The sequence below is a fragment of the Megamonas rupellensis DSM 19944 genome, assembly GCF_000378365.1.
GTDB lineage: Bacteria > Bacillota > Negativicutes > Selenomonadales > Selenomonadaceae > Megamonas > Megamonas funiformis.
Genome location: NZ_KB899586.1, coordinates 19,265 through 36,013 on the forward strand (window position 1 = coordinate 19,265; position 16,749 = coordinate 36,013).

A 16,749-nucleotide genomic window follows, 5' to 3' on the forward strand; every position below is an offset into this window, starting at 1 on the left:
AGTAAACAAAACCCCTTTTAAAATAAAAAATAAATTGACAATAAAAAAGACATAGCCTATAAAAGGTTATGTCTAATATGAGATTTTCAAAACATACTATAATTGTATAGTTTGTAAAAAATAAAGTCAATTAACAAAAAAAGATTTTACAAAGATTTTACAAAATCAAATCATCAATTGGAAAAGAAAATGAAAGACAACATAAAATAGATGTCGTTAAAAAATAGCAAGCTTAGCAAAAGTCTAGACGAAAAAATAAATAAAAAGCGATGTAAAAACATCGCTCTAATTTAACCAAATAAAATCATATAATCACATATCATTTAAAATTTTAACGAAATCTTCCCTACAAACAGCCGAATTAAACTTCTGTCTCAAACTAGCACTGCCATACAAGCCATGAGTATACCACGTAGCATGTTTTCTCATCTCACGAGGACCAATATAATCGCCCTTCCATTTCAAAAGCATATCCAAATGTTCTAAAATAACCTGTTTTCTTTCATCAATGCTAGGTTCACCAGGATCAACACCAGTAAATAAAAATTCTTTAAAACGGCGGAAAATCCAAGGATTACCCTGAGCCCCACGACCAATCATGACAGCATCACAACCAGTACGTTCAAAAATATTTTTTAAATCCTGGCAAGTTCTAACATCACCATTACCAATTACAGGAATATCAACAGCCTGCTTAACCTCGCGAATAATATCCCAATCGGCATGACCACGATAAAATTCTTCCCTAGTTCTGCCATGAACAGCAATAGCATCAAGCCCAGCTTTTTGAGCAAGACCAGCCATTTCAACGACATTACAGTGTTCACTATCCCAGCCCTTACGCATTTTCACAGTAACAGGCATATCTTTTACAGCTTCACGAGTAGCACACATTATTTCATATGCTAAAACCGGATCTTTCATTAAAGCTGAACCCTCATTATTGCGTACAATCTTCGGTGCAGGGCACCCCATATTTATGTCAATCATATCACAACAATTCAAAGAAGCTACAAAACTAGCTGCTTTATACATACGTTCAGGATTGCCACTGAATAATTGAATAGCTAAAGGTCTTTGTTCAGGAACAGTCTTTAACATTTCTAAAGTTCGTTCATTGCGAAAATTAATACCTTGGTCGCTGACCATTTCAGAATAAACGAGACCACAGCCCATACGTTGAGCTAAAATACAATAAGCAGTATCAGTTACACCAGCCATAGGTGCTAAAAATACGGGAGTAGTTATTTCTAAGTTTCCTATTTTCATAAATTATTTGAAGGCTTATTTTTTAACCTTTCTAAGTACCCCTTTCTTGAAGCAGCATTACGTTCATAGAGAACGCGAAGACCAGTCAAAGTTAAGAAATGATCTGTTTTATCAATAGTGCTAGACTCTTCCGCAATCATGCGAGCAAGTCCACCAGTTGCGATTACAGTCATATCTTTACCATATTCTTTTTTTATACGATTTACAATACCATCTATTTGCCCTACAGCACCATAGATAATACCAGATTGCATATTTGTAATAGTATTATGGCAAATTACATTTTTAGGAGTAACAAGTTCTATACGAGGCAAATTAGCAGCCTTTTGGAATAAAGCATCTGCTGACATGCCGATACCAGGAGCTATTACGCCACCTAAAAAATCACCTTTATCATTTACTACATCAAAAGTAGTAGCAGTACCGATATCGATTACAATTAAAGGACCACCATATTGTTCAAAAGCACCAACAACATTTACAATACGGTCAGCACCTAAAAGGCGTGGATTTTCATAAACTAAGCGAATGCCAGTTTTTATACCAGGACCTACAAGTAATGGTTTTATTTTGAAATAACGTTCACACATTTTACTAATAGGAATAACAAGAGGTGGAACAACAGATGAGATAATAATATCATCAATATCGTTCATATCCATACCTTGGAAACGGAACAGTTCGTTTATGAGCATACCATACTCATCGCCAGTTTTTTGTCGGTCGGTGGAAATTCGCCAATGACGATAAAGTTTTTTACCATCATAAGCCCCCATAACGATATTACTGTTACCAATGTCAAAAACTAAAAGCATTTTATCCTCCATCTGTGAGTTTAGCGGTTTTGTACTGGTCGAATAGAAACATCGCCTGCTAACACACGTTTTATTTGTCCATCAATATTTACAAGAAGAGCACCATCATCATCAATATCCACGGCAATTCCTTCTAAGACTTCATTTGTGCCGATTACACGGATATGTTGATTTAAAGTAATGGAGTATTTACGCCATTCATCAAGAATAGGTGCAAAACCTTCCTCTTGACAGATTATATACAAATGTTCTAAGTAATACAAGATTTTATTTAAAAGTTTTAAACGAGAAATTTTTTTACCTGTAATTTGACTTAAAGAAGTAGCGATATTTTGAATTTCTTCAGGCATTTCTTCTTTATCAATATTGACATTAATTCCCATACCAATAATGATGTAATTTATGCAATCCATTTCAGCATTCATTTCTGTCAAAATACCTACTAATTTTTTTCCTTCATATAAAACATCATTAGGCCATTTAATACCCACTTTTACACCAGTAACATCTTCGATAGCTTTGGTGATAGCAGTAGCAGCCATCAATGTGCATTTTGGTGCTTCTTGAGGTAAAAATTTTGGTTTTAAAATGACAGAAAACCAAATCCCTTTATATTTAGGAGAAAAGAAAGAGCGAGATAATCTGCCTCTACCACCACCTTGTTCTTCACTGATGATGATAGTACCATCTTTAACACCTTGAAGTGCTACTTTTTTAGCTTGAGTATTTGTGGAGTCTACAGTTTCAAAATATAAAATTTCAGAACCTAATATTTTAGTAGTGAGAGAAGATTTTATTTCTTCACTTGATAATAAGTCTGGAGAGTCAATCAAACGATAACCACTTCTAGGAACACTTTCAATATTATAGCCATTATCACGTAATGCTTTTATATGTTTCCAGATAGCAGTTCGAGATACTTTTAGCGTATCAGCTAAGTATTCACCAGATAAAAATTTGTTGCCATTTTGTTTTAATAAATTTAAGATTTGAGAACGCATAATAAAAATTGTTATAAAATAACAATAGCTACCCTCTTTTCTTTAAGATTTTGATAGGTGATATAAATATAATAAATAGATTAATAAAAATCTTGATTGTTAAAATATATAATAGCCTAACAAAGTCATATTCGCAATAAAGTTAGATAATAAATTTTAGAAGAAAAAAGGATTTTTACAAATTTTAGTAAAATATAATATATATATCTTTAAATATCTTTAAGAATTAGATTATATTTTATAAATTGGAGGTAGATTATGATGATGGCATTAAACTTTCAGGCAAAAAAACATGAAGAATTGATTATGTCACGCAAAAAAAATTGTACTGTTCGCTTAGGAGATGTTCGCAGTCAATATCCAGAAAGTTCTATAGTGTGGATTACTACTGGTAAAAAATATGAAGTGAAAAAAAGATTATATACAGCAATCATTGATAAAGTTCGCGTAAAAAAATTCGCTGAATTAACTTCAAGAGATTTAGGTCATCAAAATCCAGAAATTGATTCATTAGAAGGATTACGTTTAGATTTTGAAAATATTTATCAGCGTCGAATTACTTTAGATGATACTGTAACAGTAATATATTTTTCTGAAGTTCTTTAAGAAATTTTGAATAATAAGCTATTTTTTCATTTCTATATAATGGGAAAATAGCTTATTTATTGGGCTTTTGGAGGCATTGAAAAAATTTTTAAATTTTTTTCAAAAAAGTTGTTGACAAAATACTCTGTTATGCATATAATAATACATGTCGCTGATACAGCGGCAGACAAAAAACGTCAAATGCGGAAGTAGCTCAGTGGTAGAGCATCACCTTGCCAAGGTGAGGGTCGCGAGTTCGAGCCTCGTTTTCCGCTCCAGACGGCGGCATAGCCAAGTGGTAAGGCAGAGGTCTGCAAAACCTTTATTCCCCAGTTCAAATCTGGGTGCCGCCTCCAAATGAATTTATTATGCACTGTGTGATTGCACAGTGCATTTTTTGTTATATAATAAAATATTGAGCTGTGAAAAATATTAAATATAATTTTAAGGAGTTGTTTTTTTGCGTAATCGTGGTTTTGAAATAATAAGTAGTTTTAAAGATAAACATATAAATTTACCAACTCGAAAAACAAGTAAATCAGCAGGTTATGATATCGAAGCTGCTGAAGATAAAATTATAAAAGCTGGGCAAATGGCAGTAATTGCAACAGGATTAAAAGCTTATATGCAAGATGATGAATATTTAGGTATACATATTCGTTCTAGTTTAGCTTTTAAAAAGAATTTGAATTTAGTAAATTCTCAAGGTGTTATTGATGCAGATTATTATAACAATGAAGATAATGAAGGTCATATAATGATTGGTCTGATAAACTTTGGTGATGAAGATGTAGAAATTACTAAAGGTATGAGAATAGCTCAAGCCATTTTTTATAAATTTTTAACTATAGATGATGAAAAAAATGTTGATACTATAAGAAGTGGCGGTTTTGGTTCAACAGGAGAATAATATGCAAGATTTAGACTTATTTTCAGCAATGGCTAGTGAAAATAATGAAAATATAAGCGAAAATACCATAGAGATGGATGAAGACTATCGTCCATTAGCTGAAAAAATGCGACCACGTAATTTTGATGAATATATAGGACAGGAAAAAATACTGGGCAAAAAATCATTTTTACGGAGAATGGTACAAGAAGATAAAATACCTTCGATGATTTTATATGGGCCTCCAGGTACAGGAAAGACAACGCTTGCGAAAATGATTGCAGGTATGACAAAAAGTGAATTTTCTCGATTAAACGCAGTGTCTGCTGGTATCTCTGATGTGCGTAAAATCATTGAAAAAGCTGATGAAAATAGAAGATATTATCGTAAACGTACAATTATATTTTTAGATGAAATACATCGTTTTAATAAAGCTCAACAAGATGTATTATTGCCTTATGTTGAAGATGGTAGAATTATCTTGATTGGTGCTACTACAGAAAATCCGTATTTTGAAGTAAATCATGCGTTATTATCTAGAGTTCGTGTAGTAAAATTAGAATTATTAGATGAAAAAAATTTAATTGATATCTTAAAAGTAGCTTTAGAAGATAAAATTCGCGGTTTGGGTAAATATGAATTTAAATATGATGATGAAATATTATCGATAATAGCTCAATATGCTGGTGGCGATGCTAGAGTGGCTTTAAATATATTAGAGCAAGCTGGTGATGTGGCATTAGAGCAAAATCATAATATAAATAAAGAAATTATTGAAAGTATTATCAGTGAAAAAATTCAAACATATGATAAAAACGGTGATAATCACTATGATATAGTATCGGCATTTATCAAGAGTATGAGGGGAAGCGACCCTGATGCGGCGTTGCACTATTTAGCAAGAATGTTGGTAGCAGGTGAAGATATTAATTTTATTGCTCGAAGAATTGCTATCTGTGCTTCTGAAGATGTGGGAAATGCAGACCCACAAGCTTTAGTTTTGGCTATGGCTACAGTGCAAGCTGTTCAATTTTTGGGTATGCCTGAAGCTCGTATACCACTTGCACAAGCAGTAACATATATAGCATCTGCGCCTAAAAGTAATGCTAGTTATTTGGCGATTGATAAAGCTATAGAGCAAGTAAAAAGTCAAGATTGTGGACAAGTGCCAATACATTTAAGAGATTGTCATTATAAAGGTGCTAAAAAGCTTGGTCATGGTGTAGATTATAAATATGCTCATGATTATCCATATCATATAGTGAAACAACAGTATTTGCCTGATAAAATAAAAAATGCTAAATATTATATGCCAACATCAAATGGATATGAAGAAAAAATTGGTAGATATATGCAGTTTTGTGAAAAAATAAAATCTTAATTTTGACAAAGAAGCATTAGTTTGTTAGTATATGAATATATCTTAGTTATTTACTAGGAAATATATATTTGTTATTTGTAGATAGATTTTTAGAGGGGAAAAGAAGATGAAAAAAAAGGTAGCAGTAGCTATGAGTGGTGGCGTAGATAGTTCGCTTACAGCTGCTTTATTGATAGAACAAGGTTATGATGTCATTGGTGTAACGATGACTTTAAGTGATGAAAGTAGAGAAGCAGGCGGTTCAACTGCTGTCAGTGATGCTAAAAAAGTAGCAGATGCTTTGAATATTCCACATTATGTAGTTAATTATCATAAGAAATTTAAAGATGATGTAATAAAATATTTTATCAGTGAATATGCAAAGGGTAGAACACCTAATCCTTGTGTGAGATGTAATAATACTGTAAAATTTGGTAGTTTATTAAAAGATTGCTTAGAATTAGGTGCAGATTGTGTAGCTACTGGTCATTATGCACGTATTGAACAAGATGAAAAAACAGGCAGATATTTATTAAAAAAAGGTTTAGATGTAAGAAAAGACCAATCATATGTTTTATATACTTTGACACAAGATGTATTAAAGCATTTTATGTTGCCACTTGGAAATTATAGCAAGGAAAAAACTCGTGAATTAGCTGGAAAAATGAATTTACCAGTAGCTAATAAGCCTGAAAGTCAGGAGATTTGTTTTATTCCAAATGATGACTATAAAGCTTATTTAAAAGTAAAAGCACCACATATTTTAAAACCTGGTGATATTGTTGATGTCAATGGTAATAAATTGGGTCGACATGAAGGTGTACCATTATATACTGTGGGACAAAGAAAAGGATTAGGTATAGCTGCTGCTCATCCATTATATGTAGTTGGTTTAGATGTGAAACGCAATCGTGTAATTGTTGGTGAAAATAAAGATGTTTTCGCTAAAGGATTAGTAGCTAAAGATTTAAACTTTATCACAAGAGATGATTTCACTGAAAAATTCGTTACTAATGCTAAAATTCGTTATGGCGCTAAAGAATGTGAATGTACTGTGGAACCATTAGATAATGGCAATTTGGCTAAAATTTTATTTAGTGAACCACAAAGAGCGATTACACCAGGGCAATCTGTAGTATTTTACGAAGATGAAATCGTTGGCGGTGGCGGTGTAATTAAAAATATAATAAGATAATATATTAACGATAAAAGCAAGGGTAGATGGTACTCTTGCTTTTTATTTTATTGAGAATAAATATAATTATACAGATAATGTTTATCATTTTTATTGACATAGATTATCATTTGCTATATAATGCAGTTGTTAACAGAAATAATAATTATTATCAAAATCAAAAACGAATATAAAAAGAGATTTAAAAATAGAAGGAGGAACATTATGACTTTGAAGGAAGCAAAACCAGGAATGGTAGTAAAAGTTGAGTCTATAGAGGCTTCAGAATTGAAAGAGCGTCTTATGAGTATGGGAATGGTAAAAGGTACAAAAGTAAAGGTATTGCGTTCAGCGCCACTTGGAGACCCGATTGCGATATCTATTCGTTCTTTTAATATGTCTATTCGTTTATCTGATGCGGCAAAGATTGCAGTTACTCAAATTGCTTAATAATTAATGGGAGGGAGATAATAGTGGCAACATTATCCGTAGCATTGACAGGAAATCCCAATACTGGGAAATCAACAATATTTAATGAATTAACTGGTATTAGACAAAAAATTGGTAACTGGCCAGGAGTTACAGTAGATAAAAAAGTAGGTTATACAAAACATAAAGATAGAGCTATATCTGTAATGGATTTACCTGGTACATATAGCATAAATGGACGTTCTCCAGAAGAAATTATCGTAGAAAACTATTTAAGTGGAGAAAAACCTGATATTATTGTAGATGTCATTGATTCTTCTAATATTGAACGTAATTTATTTTTATGTTTACAATTGCTAGAGCGTCGTATTCCTGTATTAGTTGACCTTAATATGATGGACGAAGCGAATAGAAAAGGAATTAAAATTTCTACAGTTAAGTTAGAAAAATTATTAGGAATGCCTGTAGTAGAAACTGTAGGTCGCAGTAAAAAATCCACTAATAAATTATTAGATATCTTCACTTCTACAGTGATGGATAGTTATAAAAATTCTCAACAAGTGGAAGAACATATTGCTAATATTGAAAAGTTAAAAGCTACTATTAGCGATAAAGAAAAATTAGAAGAAGCAATTATAGAAGCACGTTATGCTTTTATTGATAAAATTGTAGAGCAAGTTGTCGTTAAGGAAAATGTAGGTAATAATCTCACTGAAAAGATTGATAAAGTATTAGCTAATGGCTTTATGGCATTACCTATTTTAGTATTAATGTTATATCTTGTATTCCAGATTACTTTTACATGGATTGGTCAACCGATTGCTGATGAATTAGATGTACTTATAAATGAAGATTTTTATGGTTGGGCAGATGAAGCGTTGACTGGATTAGGTGTAGCTGATTGGTTACATTCTTTAGTATGTGATGGTATTATAGCTGGTGTAGGTGGAGTGCTTACCTTTGTGCCACTTATTTTCACATTATTTTTCTGTTTGAGTTTCTTAGATGGTACAGGATATATGGCTCGTGTAGCTTTCGTCATGGACCCAATTATGCGTCGTGCTGGTCTTAGTGGTAAAGCATTGATGCCTATTATTTGTGGTTTCGGTTGTGCTGTTCCAGGTATTATGGGAGCTAGAGCGTTAGATTCAGAAAAAGACCGTATGATAACTATTTTAGTAACACCGTTTTTAACTTGTGGTGCTAAACTTCCAGTAATGGCGTTATTTGGAGCTATTTTCTTTGGTGAAAATGCAGGCGATGTTGTATTTGCTATGTATCTTATTGGTATAATTGGTGCAATTTTAGCTTCTAGTATATTGAGCAGAACTGTATTTGAAAAAGATAATACAAGCTTTGTTTTAGAATTACCACCATATCGTATTCCAGATATGAAAACAGTATTGTTAGAAACATGGGATAAAGGTAAAGGTTATCTCATAAAAGCAGGTACAATAATTTTTGCTATGTCTGTAATTTTATGGTTCTTAAGCAGTTATAATTTTGCAGGTCAAGTAGAAGATATGTCTGAATCTTTATTAGCTAGTCTTGGTGGTATTATGTCCACATTGTTTGTATTCCATGGTTTTGATACATGGGAAGCTGGCTCTGCTGTTATTACTGGTATTATGGCGAAAGAAGCTGTTATTTCTACAATGGGTATTTTATATGGTTTACCTGATTTAAGCCCTGATACTGAAACTGTTGAAGCTGTAGGTATGGTAGCTAATACTGGATTACAGATGGCATTTACGACAATGTCTGCGTTAGCATTTATGGTGTTTAGCCAGTTATATACACCATGTATGACAGCACTTGGTACAATAAAGAAAGAAGCTGGTGGTTGGAAATGGATGTTCTTATCTGCTATTGGTAATTTTGTTGTAGCATGGGTTGTATCTTTATTAGTTTATCAAGTGGGCACATTATTAGGTTTTTGATAAATTTTGATATTTAGTATAAAAATAAAAGGAGGCTTTTAAATGACGACAGGTGATATTGCTACTTGGATTATAGCTTTGATAATATTTATAGCTTTTGTTTTTGGTATGAAACGCATATATCATAATTTTTCCTCAGGAAAATGTGATTCATGTGGTAGTGGAAGTAGTTGTTCTGGTAGTTGTCATTGCAGTGGATGTCATATAAGCCAAACAAATAAAAGTAGTAAATAAAAATTTATAAATATGTAAAAATAGCTATTAGTTAGAATGCTAATAGCTATTTTTTTATTTGACATATAAGAGGCGATTGAAATACTATATTATAAGGATGATGTTAGAATAAGAATAAAAAGAGGAAGAAATTATGACACTAGAAGAATTAGTTAATAACAAATTAGATAAGTTAAATCCTACAGATTTAATAGTATGGCGTTATATTTATGCACATAAAAAAGAATGTTGTTACATTTCTATTTATGATATAGCTGATAATTGTAATGTTTCACGAACAACAGTGCTTCGTTTTGCTAAGAAATTAGGTCTTGATGGTTTTAGTGATTTGAAAATGATGTTAAAAATGGAAATAAGTCAAGCGAGAGAAAAGCCATCAATGGATATTGCTGAAGCAACAGTAAATTTATGCAAAAATGTAGGGGAAGAAATAGCAAAACAAGATTTCACAAGATTAAATAAATTATTACATAATGCTAAAAGAATATTTGTCTATGCTTCAGGTCATGTACAGAAAAATGTTGCTAGTGAAATTTTGCGTTTATTCGTAAATTGTAATGTTTTAGTTTATGAGATAAAAGGTCCAGATGAGTTTAAAACTGTTATAAGAAATGTAAGAAAAGATGATTTATTTATTATTATTTCTTTAAGTGGAGAGTCTAAAAATGTTGTAGAACTTGCTAAAAAACTTCATTTACAAAGAATACCGATTATTTCTTTGACACAATTAAAAAGTAATACATTAGCAACACTCAGCACAGAAAATATATATGTTACGCCTATAGATTTGCCAGCTACTGTAGATTTTGAATATAAGTCTATGTTAGGTTTTTTCTTGGCAGTAGAAATGTGGTTTGTTAGTTATAGCCAATATTGTGCAGAACAAATAGAGTAATGAACTTTAAACAGTATTTTATAATTTTAAAATACTGTTTTTATTGTATTTAGAAGATTTGGAAATATTTTATAAAATAAACATTTTCAAGATATATTGACATGTTAAATCATAAAGTTTATATTAAATATTGTCTTATAATTAACTGGTTAATTATAAATATAGCTTATTAGTTAACTAGTTAATTCATGAGAATTATTGAAAGGAAGGGTAAAATGTCAAATATAAAATTATGGACAAGAAATTTTATAACTTTAGTTGGTGCTAATGGATTATTATTTGCAGGTTTTCATTTTTTATTACCTACTTTACCATTATATGCTGCGTCAATTGGAGCTAGTGGTGCAGAAATTGGAATTATAACAGGAATTTTTGGTTTTTCTGCAATATTTATTCGTTTATTCACAGATGCAGGTGTACGTAAATTTGGTAAAAAGAAATGTTTATATTTAGGTTTGCTTTGTTCTTTTTTAGCTACTTTGAGCTATGATATGTTTACATCAGTTTATTCTTTGATAGCAGCACGTATTTTACATGGTATAGGTTTTGGTCTTAGTACGACTTTTGCAGCTGCTCTGGTTGCTGATGTAATTCCAGCTCAAAGACGTGGAGAAGGCATTGGTTATTTTGGTCTTGGCAGTACAGTGGCTATGGCTGTAGCTCCTGCTTTGGGTGTTATGTTATTGACTGATTTTAGTGCAAATATATTATTTTTTACTTCAATGATAGTTACCTTTTTGGCTGCTGTTAGTGCAAAATTATGTAATGCGAAAGAAGCTCCTTTACCAACTGAGAAAAAGCATATGTCTATCCGTCATAAGTTGTGTGAATATGGTACAGGAATACCTTCAATATTGACAATTTTATTTGGTGCAGCATATGGCAGTGTAAATACTTTTATTGCAATGATGGCTAGTGAAGTAGGTATTGAAAATGCAGGTTTATTCTTTATAGTTGGTACTATATTTGTATTTATCTCTAGACCTTTTGGCGGGCGTATTTTTGATAGTAAAGGTGGCTTCTGGGTAATTTTACCAGGCGGTATTTTATATTTGATTGGATTAGGAATATTAGTTTCAGCACAATCTTTAACTGTATTATTAGTAGCTTCTGTATTCTATGGTTTTGGAGGCGGTTTATTATTGCCTTCTCTTATGACATGGATGCTTAATGTTGTTACTCCAGACCGTCGTAGTGGTGCTAGTGCTACTTTTTATAATATGTTAGATATTGGTACAAGCAGTGGTATTATTTTATTAGGCAGTGTAGCTGGTTCAATTGGTTATGTTAATATGTATTATTATGTAATCGGTGTTATGGTAATATTTATAGCATTCTTCATGTTTAATCATTTCGTTTTACAAAAGAAAGTAAAAAAGCAAAATGAACAGGAAGAACTCGCTTAAATAAAAATATGAGTTGTCATATAAGAGATTTTCTGCTATAACGAAGAATATAGTTAGCAGAAAGGAATTAGTATGATATGGATAGGATAAAAGAAGTGGATAGTGAAAAATATCCTCAAATAGATGATAGATTAGATGATTTATTAATTCATCAACTTTATCAAACGATGAGAGCTTTTTCAAAAACGCTTAATAGTGAGATTTATACAGCAGATGTATATAGCTCTGAGTGGTCTATTTTGAAAATGGTCAAAGAACATGATAATATATCACAGTTAGAATTGGCTAATTGTTTGAATGTAGAACCAGCAGCTATATCTAAAACAATAAAAAAGATGGAAGAAAAAAATCTTGTTAAGCGTCAACGCATTCAAGGAAAAAGAGAAAAATATATATTTCTTACTGAACATGCGATAGAGCTTTATGATTTTTTAGAAAAACGAGTAACAAAACATCGTGTGAAAGCATTGAAGGGTTTAACGGCAGAAGAAAGATATGCATTATTTAAATTATTACATCGCATTTGTCAAAATACGTTGACAGTAGATGAATAGAAAAAATATAATATATTATCAGCTGAGAATATTGTTAAAGATATTCAAGGCTGATTTTTTTATGTGATAACGTAATTTGGTAAATATTTATATCAATTTTGGGAAATAATAAAAGCATTAGTATTTATAATATATATAGTGTTTTAATAGTGATGTGATATATCACATGGGCTGTGATAAAGTGCAAGTGAAGGTAACAAAACCCTAAAACCCTTGAAACTATTGAATTTATGAGTATATTAGATTATTATATAGCCATGAGGTTGATAAAAAACAAAAACTAATACATAAATGAAATTTATGATTAAAGAAAAGGGGTTTTAATTATGAAAAAATCTTCAATTGTAATTGCAGGTGGCGGAAGTACTTTTACACCAGGTATTGTAATGATGCTTTTAGATCATGCAGACCGTTTCCCACTTCGTCAGATTAAATTTTATGATAATGATGCAGAACGTCAGGAAAAAATTGCTAAAGCATGTGAAATCTTATTAAAAGAACGTGCTCCTGAAATTGCATTTTCTTATACGACAGACCCAAAAGAAGCATTCACTGATATAGATTTTGTAATGGCTCATATTCGCGTTGGTAAATATGCAATGCGTGAAAAAGATGAAAAAATTCCAATGAAACATGGCGTATTTGGTCAAGAAACTTGTGGCCCTGGTGGAATTGCTTATGGTATGCGTTCTATCGGTGGAGTTATTGAAATCTTAGATTATATGGAAAAATATTCTCCAAATGCTTGGATGCTCAACTACTCTAACCCAGCAGCTATCGTAGCTGAAGCAACTAGAAGACTTCGTCCAAATTCTAAAATCATCAACATCTGCGATATGCCAGTAGGTATTGAAGACAGAATGGCTGAAATTTTAGGTCTTCCAGGTGGCAGAAAAGATATGACTGTTCGCTATTATGGACTCAATCATTTTGGTTGGTGGTGTGATATCCGCGATAAAGATGGTAATGATTTAATGCCACGTATCAAAGAACATGTTGCTAAATATGGTTATATTGTAAATCCAGAAGCTCATAATGATGAAGCTAGTTGGAATGATACTTTTGGCAAAGCTAAAGATGTTTATGCTGTTGACCCAGATACATTACCAAACACATATTTAAAATATTACTTATTCTCTGATTATGTATTTAATCATGACAATCAACATCCAGACCATACTCGTGCAAATGAAGTTATGGAACATCGTGAAAAAAATGTATTTGCAGCAGCTAAAGAAATTGTAGAAAAAGGTACAGCTGTTGATTGTAAATTCCAAAGTGATGACCATGCAAGCTATATCGTAGACCTTGCAGAAGCTATTGCTTTCAACAAAAAAGCTCGTATGCTTTTAATCGTACCAAATGATGGTGCTATTTCTAACTTTGACCCAACAGCTATGGTAGAAATTCCTTGTATCGTTGGTTCTAATGGTTATGAAAAAGTTTGCATCGGTAAAATTCCTCAATTCCAAAAAGGTTTGATGGAACAGCAAGTATCTGTAGAAAAACTTGTTGTAGAAGCATGGATTACAGGTAGCTATCAGAAATTATGGCAAGCACTCACTTTATCTAAAACAGTACCAAGTGCATCTGTAGCAAAAGCTATTTTAGATGATTTAATTGAAGCAAATAAAGATTATTGGCCTGAATTAAAATAATAAAGAGAAGTATATATTAAGAGAATTGTATTACTAAAATTTCAAGGCACAGAGCATATTACTTTGTGCCTTGATTTTTGAATAAAGTATTCAGAAGGTTTACATAAATAGTAATATTAATTAAATAAGAGAGCAAAGAAAGGCTGGCGAGAGAAATGGCATTTAATAAGGATGTTGTAATGCAAAAAGTTCAACGTTTTGGCGGTGCAATGTTTACACCAGTATTAATGTTTGGGGTTTTTGGTATCATTGTAGCATTGTCAATTTTATGTAAAAATCCAATGATATTAGGTTCTATAGCTGAAAAAGGCACTGCTTGGTATAATTTTTGGTATATTATTGAACAAGGTGCTTGGACAGTATTTAATCAGTTACCATTATTATTTGTAATTGGTTTACCAATTGGGCTTGCAAAGAAAAATAATGCTCGTGCATGTATGGAAGCATTTTTAATATATATTATTTTCAACTATTTTGTACAAGCAATGTTGACTTTATGGGGCCCAAGTTTTGGCGTAGATTTTTCTAAAGAAGCAGTAGCAGGTAGTGGTCTTGCTATGGTAGCTAATATTAAAACTTTAGATACTGGTATGATTGGTGCTATCGTAATTGCTTCATTAGCTGTATATTTACATGGAAAATTATTTGATGTAAACTTACCAGACTATTTAGGCTTATTTAAAGGTTCTTCCTTAGTAGTTGTTGCTGGTTTTGTTTTAATGTTACCTGTAGCTTATCTATTTTGTTTGATTTGGCCACAATTCCAAGCAGGTATTGCTTCACTTCAATATTTCTTGACTTCTGCTGGTGTGTTTGGTGTATGGCTTTATACTTTCTTAGAACGTATTTTAATTCCAACAGGATTACATCATTTCATTTATATTCCATTTATTTTTGGTCCAGCCGTTGTTGATGGCGGTATACAGGCTTATTGGCTTCAACATATTCAAGAATTTGCTCAATCTACAAAACCTCTTATTGAGTTATTCCCTCAAGGTGGATTTGCACTTCATGGTATGAGTAAAATCTTCGGTTGTCCAGGTATCGCACTTGCTATTTATTTCACAGCTAAACCTGAACGTCGTAAAAAGGTTGCAGCAATTTTAATTCCAGCAGTAATCACTGCCGTACTTTGTGGTATCACTGAACCACTTGAATTTACTTTCTTATTCATTGCTCCAGTATTATTCTTAATTCATGCACTTTTAGCTGGTACTTTAGCAGCTACTATGTATTTCTTTGGTGTAACTGGTAACTTTGGTGGCGGTATATTAGACTGTGCTTTATTCCAGGATTGGATTCCATTATTTAATAATCACTATGAAACATATATTACTCAAATTATCATTGGTTTAATCTTTACTTGTATTTGGTTTGTTGTTTTTAGATTTTTAATTATTAAACTTGATTTGAAAACTCCTGGTCGTGGCGATGATGCAGAACCAGATAAACTTTATACTAAAGCTGACTATAAAGCTAGCAAAAATATTGATGAACGCGATAGAAAAGCTGCTGCATTTTTAAAAGCTTTAGGTGGTAAAAATAATATCGTAGATGTTACAAACTGTGCTACTCGTCTTCGTGTAACTGTAAAAGATGATAGTTTAGTAAAAGATACAAATGTATTTATGGCAGCAGGTGCTCATGGATTAGTTCATAATGGTTGTGCTATTCAAGTAATTGTAGGTCTTTCTGTACCACAAGTTCGTGAACGTTTTGAAGCTTTACTTCAAGGTCCCGATGTACTTCAAAAAGAAGAATTAGTTTCTAACACAGATAAATCTCCAAGCTTAAAAGCTTTTGCAACTGGTGATTTAGTGTCTATTGAAAATGTACCTGATGAAGCATTTGCTTCTCGTGCTATGGGCGATGGTGTAGCAATTATTCCAACTGAAAAATATATTACAGCACCAGCTAATGGTTCTGTTATGATGGTAATGGAAGAAACAGGACACGCTCTTGGTCTTAAACTTGATACAGATATGGAAATTTTAATTCATATAGGTATTGATACAGTTAATATGAAAGGCGATGGCTTCAAAGTTTTAGTCAAAGCTGGCGATGAAGTAAAAGTTGGCGATAAATTAGTAGAAATTGATATTGAAAAAATCAAAAGAGCTGGATATAATCCAATCACTATTATGATAGCTACTAATTTTGACCAATATAGCTTATTAAAATTTGAAAAAGAACAAAAAGTAATTGCAGGCAAAACAACTGTAGGCACATATTAATTTTATTTATGATTTTTATTTATATAACTTTTATGATTTTAGGAGAGAGTATAATATGTTTAACAAATCTACGTTAACTATTACAACATCTGCTTTAGTTTTAATGAATACAGGAGTAGCAGGAGCTGCTAGTAATCCATTTAGTGATGTTCCTCAAGATAGCTGGGCTTATGATGCAGTGGCAACACTTGCTGCTGATGGCGTAATTGATGGTTTCCCAGATGGAACATACCAGGGCAATAAAACAATGACACGTTATGAAATGGCTCAGATTGTAGCTCGTGCTATGGCAAAAGAAGATTTACA

16 protein-coding genes and 2 tRNA genes are annotated in these 16,749 nt (G+C 32.0%); 15 read left to right on the plus strand and 3 right to left on the minus strand.

Annotation, left to right across the window (positions count from 1 at the left end; translation table 11 throughout):
* Positions 1–312 precede the first annotated feature (312 nt).
* From dusB to F553_RS0108195, 3 genes are read right to left on the minus strand one after another with little or no spacing between them, the layout of a single operon-like run.
* Entirely contained in the window at positions 313–1,269 is a 957-nt protein-coding gene (gene dusB / locus F553_RS0108185) for a tRNA dihydrouridine synthase DusB (protein WP_018999730.1), read from the minus strand.
* Complete coding sequence (locus F553_RS0108190) at positions 1,266–2,084, minus strand: type III pantothenate kinase (RefSeq protein WP_008537390.1); 819 nt, start codon at positions 2,082–2,084, stop codon at positions 1,266–1,268. The genes dusB and F553_RS0108190 overlap by 4 nt, the downstream gene beginning before the upstream one ends.
* Positions 2,085–2,104: 20 nt before the next feature.
* Positions 2,105–3,085 carry a biotin--[acetyl-CoA-carboxylase] ligase gene (locus tag F553_RS0108195; protein ID WP_008537391.1) on the minus strand — a complete coding sequence of 327 codons (981 nt, stop codon included), beginning with the start codon at positions 3,083–3,085 and terminating at the stop codon, positions 2,105–2,107.
* Positions 3,086–3,346: 261 nt separating this feature from the next.
* On the opposite strand from F553_RS0108195, the gene F553_RS0108200 reads away from it, so the two are divergent.
* From F553_RS0108200 to F553_RS0108270, 15 genes are all read left to right on the plus strand, one after another.
* Positions 3,347–3,691, plus strand: coding sequence for an ASCH domain-containing protein (locus F553_RS0108200; RefSeq protein ID WP_026296983.1), 345 nt, complete (start codon positions 3,347–3,349; stop codon positions 3,689–3,691).
* A 182-nt stretch (positions 3,692–3,873) separates the two neighbouring features.
* Positions 3,874–3,948, plus strand: a tRNA-Gly gene (locus F553_RS0108205).
* A gap of 3 nt (positions 3,949–3,951) precedes the next feature.
* Positions 3,952–4,026, plus strand: a tRNA-Cys gene (locus F553_RS0108210).
* A gap of 104 nt (positions 4,027–4,130) precedes the next feature.
* Positions 4,131–4,580 (plus strand): dUTP diphosphatase, encoded by a 450-nt coding sequence (gene dut, locus F553_RS0108215; RefSeq protein ID WP_018999732.1) that lies wholly within the window; start codon positions 4,131–4,133, stop codon positions 4,578–4,580.
* Position 4,581: 1 nt separating this feature from the next.
* Positions 4,582–5,940 carry a replication-associated recombination protein A gene (locus F553_RS0108220; RefSeq protein ID WP_018999733.1) on the plus strand — a complete coding sequence of 453 codons (1,359 nt, stop codon included), beginning with the start codon at positions 4,582–4,584 and terminating at the stop codon, positions 5,938–5,940.
* Between the two features lie 106 nt (positions 5,941–6,046).
* Entirely contained in the window at positions 6,047–7,114 is a 1,068-nt protein-coding gene (mnmA, locus tag F553_RS0108225; protein ID WP_018999734.1) for a tRNA 2-thiouridine(34) synthase MnmA, read from the plus strand.
* A 204-nt stretch (positions 7,115–7,318) separates the two neighbouring features.
* A complete protein-coding gene (locus tag F553_RS0108230) occupies positions 7,319–7,543 on the plus strand; it encodes a FeoA family protein (protein WP_008537397.1) in 225 nt (74 codons plus the stop codon).
* Positions 7,544–7,566: 23 nt separating this feature from the next.
* Positions 7,567–9,462, plus strand: a complete 1,896-nt coding sequence (gene feoB, locus F553_RS0108235; protein ID WP_018999735.1) for a ferrous iron transport protein B — start codon at positions 7,567–7,569, stop codon at positions 9,460–9,462.
* A gap of 42 nt (positions 9,463–9,504) precedes the next feature.
* Complete coding sequence (locus tag F553_RS0108240) at positions 9,505–9,696, plus strand: hypothetical protein (RefSeq protein ID WP_015563285.1); 192 nt, start codon at positions 9,505–9,507, stop codon at positions 9,694–9,696.
* 133 nt (positions 9,697–9,829) lie between these two features.
* On the plus strand, positions 9,830–10,591 hold the full coding sequence (locus F553_RS0108245; protein ID WP_018999736.1) for a MurR/RpiR family transcriptional regulator: 762 nt from the start codon (positions 9,830–9,832) through the stop codon (positions 10,589–10,591).
* Positions 10,592–10,806: 215 nt separating this feature from the next.
* On the plus strand, positions 10,807–11,997 hold the full coding sequence (locus F553_RS0108250) for an MFS transporter (RefSeq protein WP_018999737.1): 1,191 nt from the start codon (positions 10,807–10,809) through the stop codon (positions 11,995–11,997).
* A 77-nt stretch (positions 11,998–12,074) separates the two neighbouring features.
* Positions 12,075–12,551: a MarR family winged helix-turn-helix transcriptional regulator gene (locus F553_RS0108255; protein ID WP_018999738.1), complete on the plus strand. Its 477-nt coding sequence runs from the start codon at positions 12,075–12,077 to the stop codon at positions 12,549–12,551.
* Between the two features lie 326 nt (positions 12,552–12,877).
* The gene (locus tag F553_RS0108260) at positions 12,878–14,209 is read left to right on the plus strand and encodes a 6-phospho-alpha-glucosidase (RefSeq protein ID WP_008537412.1); all 1,332 of its coding nucleotides are present in this window, start codon (positions 12,878–12,880) and stop codon (positions 14,207–14,209) included.
* Positions 14,210–14,364: 155 nt separating this feature from the next.
* Positions 14,365–16,443, plus strand: a complete 2,079-nt coding sequence (locus F553_RS0108265; protein WP_018999739.1) for an alpha-glucoside-specific PTS transporter subunit IIBC — start codon at positions 14,365–14,367, stop codon at positions 16,441–16,443.
* 103 nt (positions 16,444–16,546) lie between these two features.
* Positions 16,547–16,749 (plus strand): S-layer homology domain-containing protein (locus tag F553_RS0108270; RefSeq protein WP_425269984.1); only part of this gene is annotated, 203 nt, incomplete at its 3' end.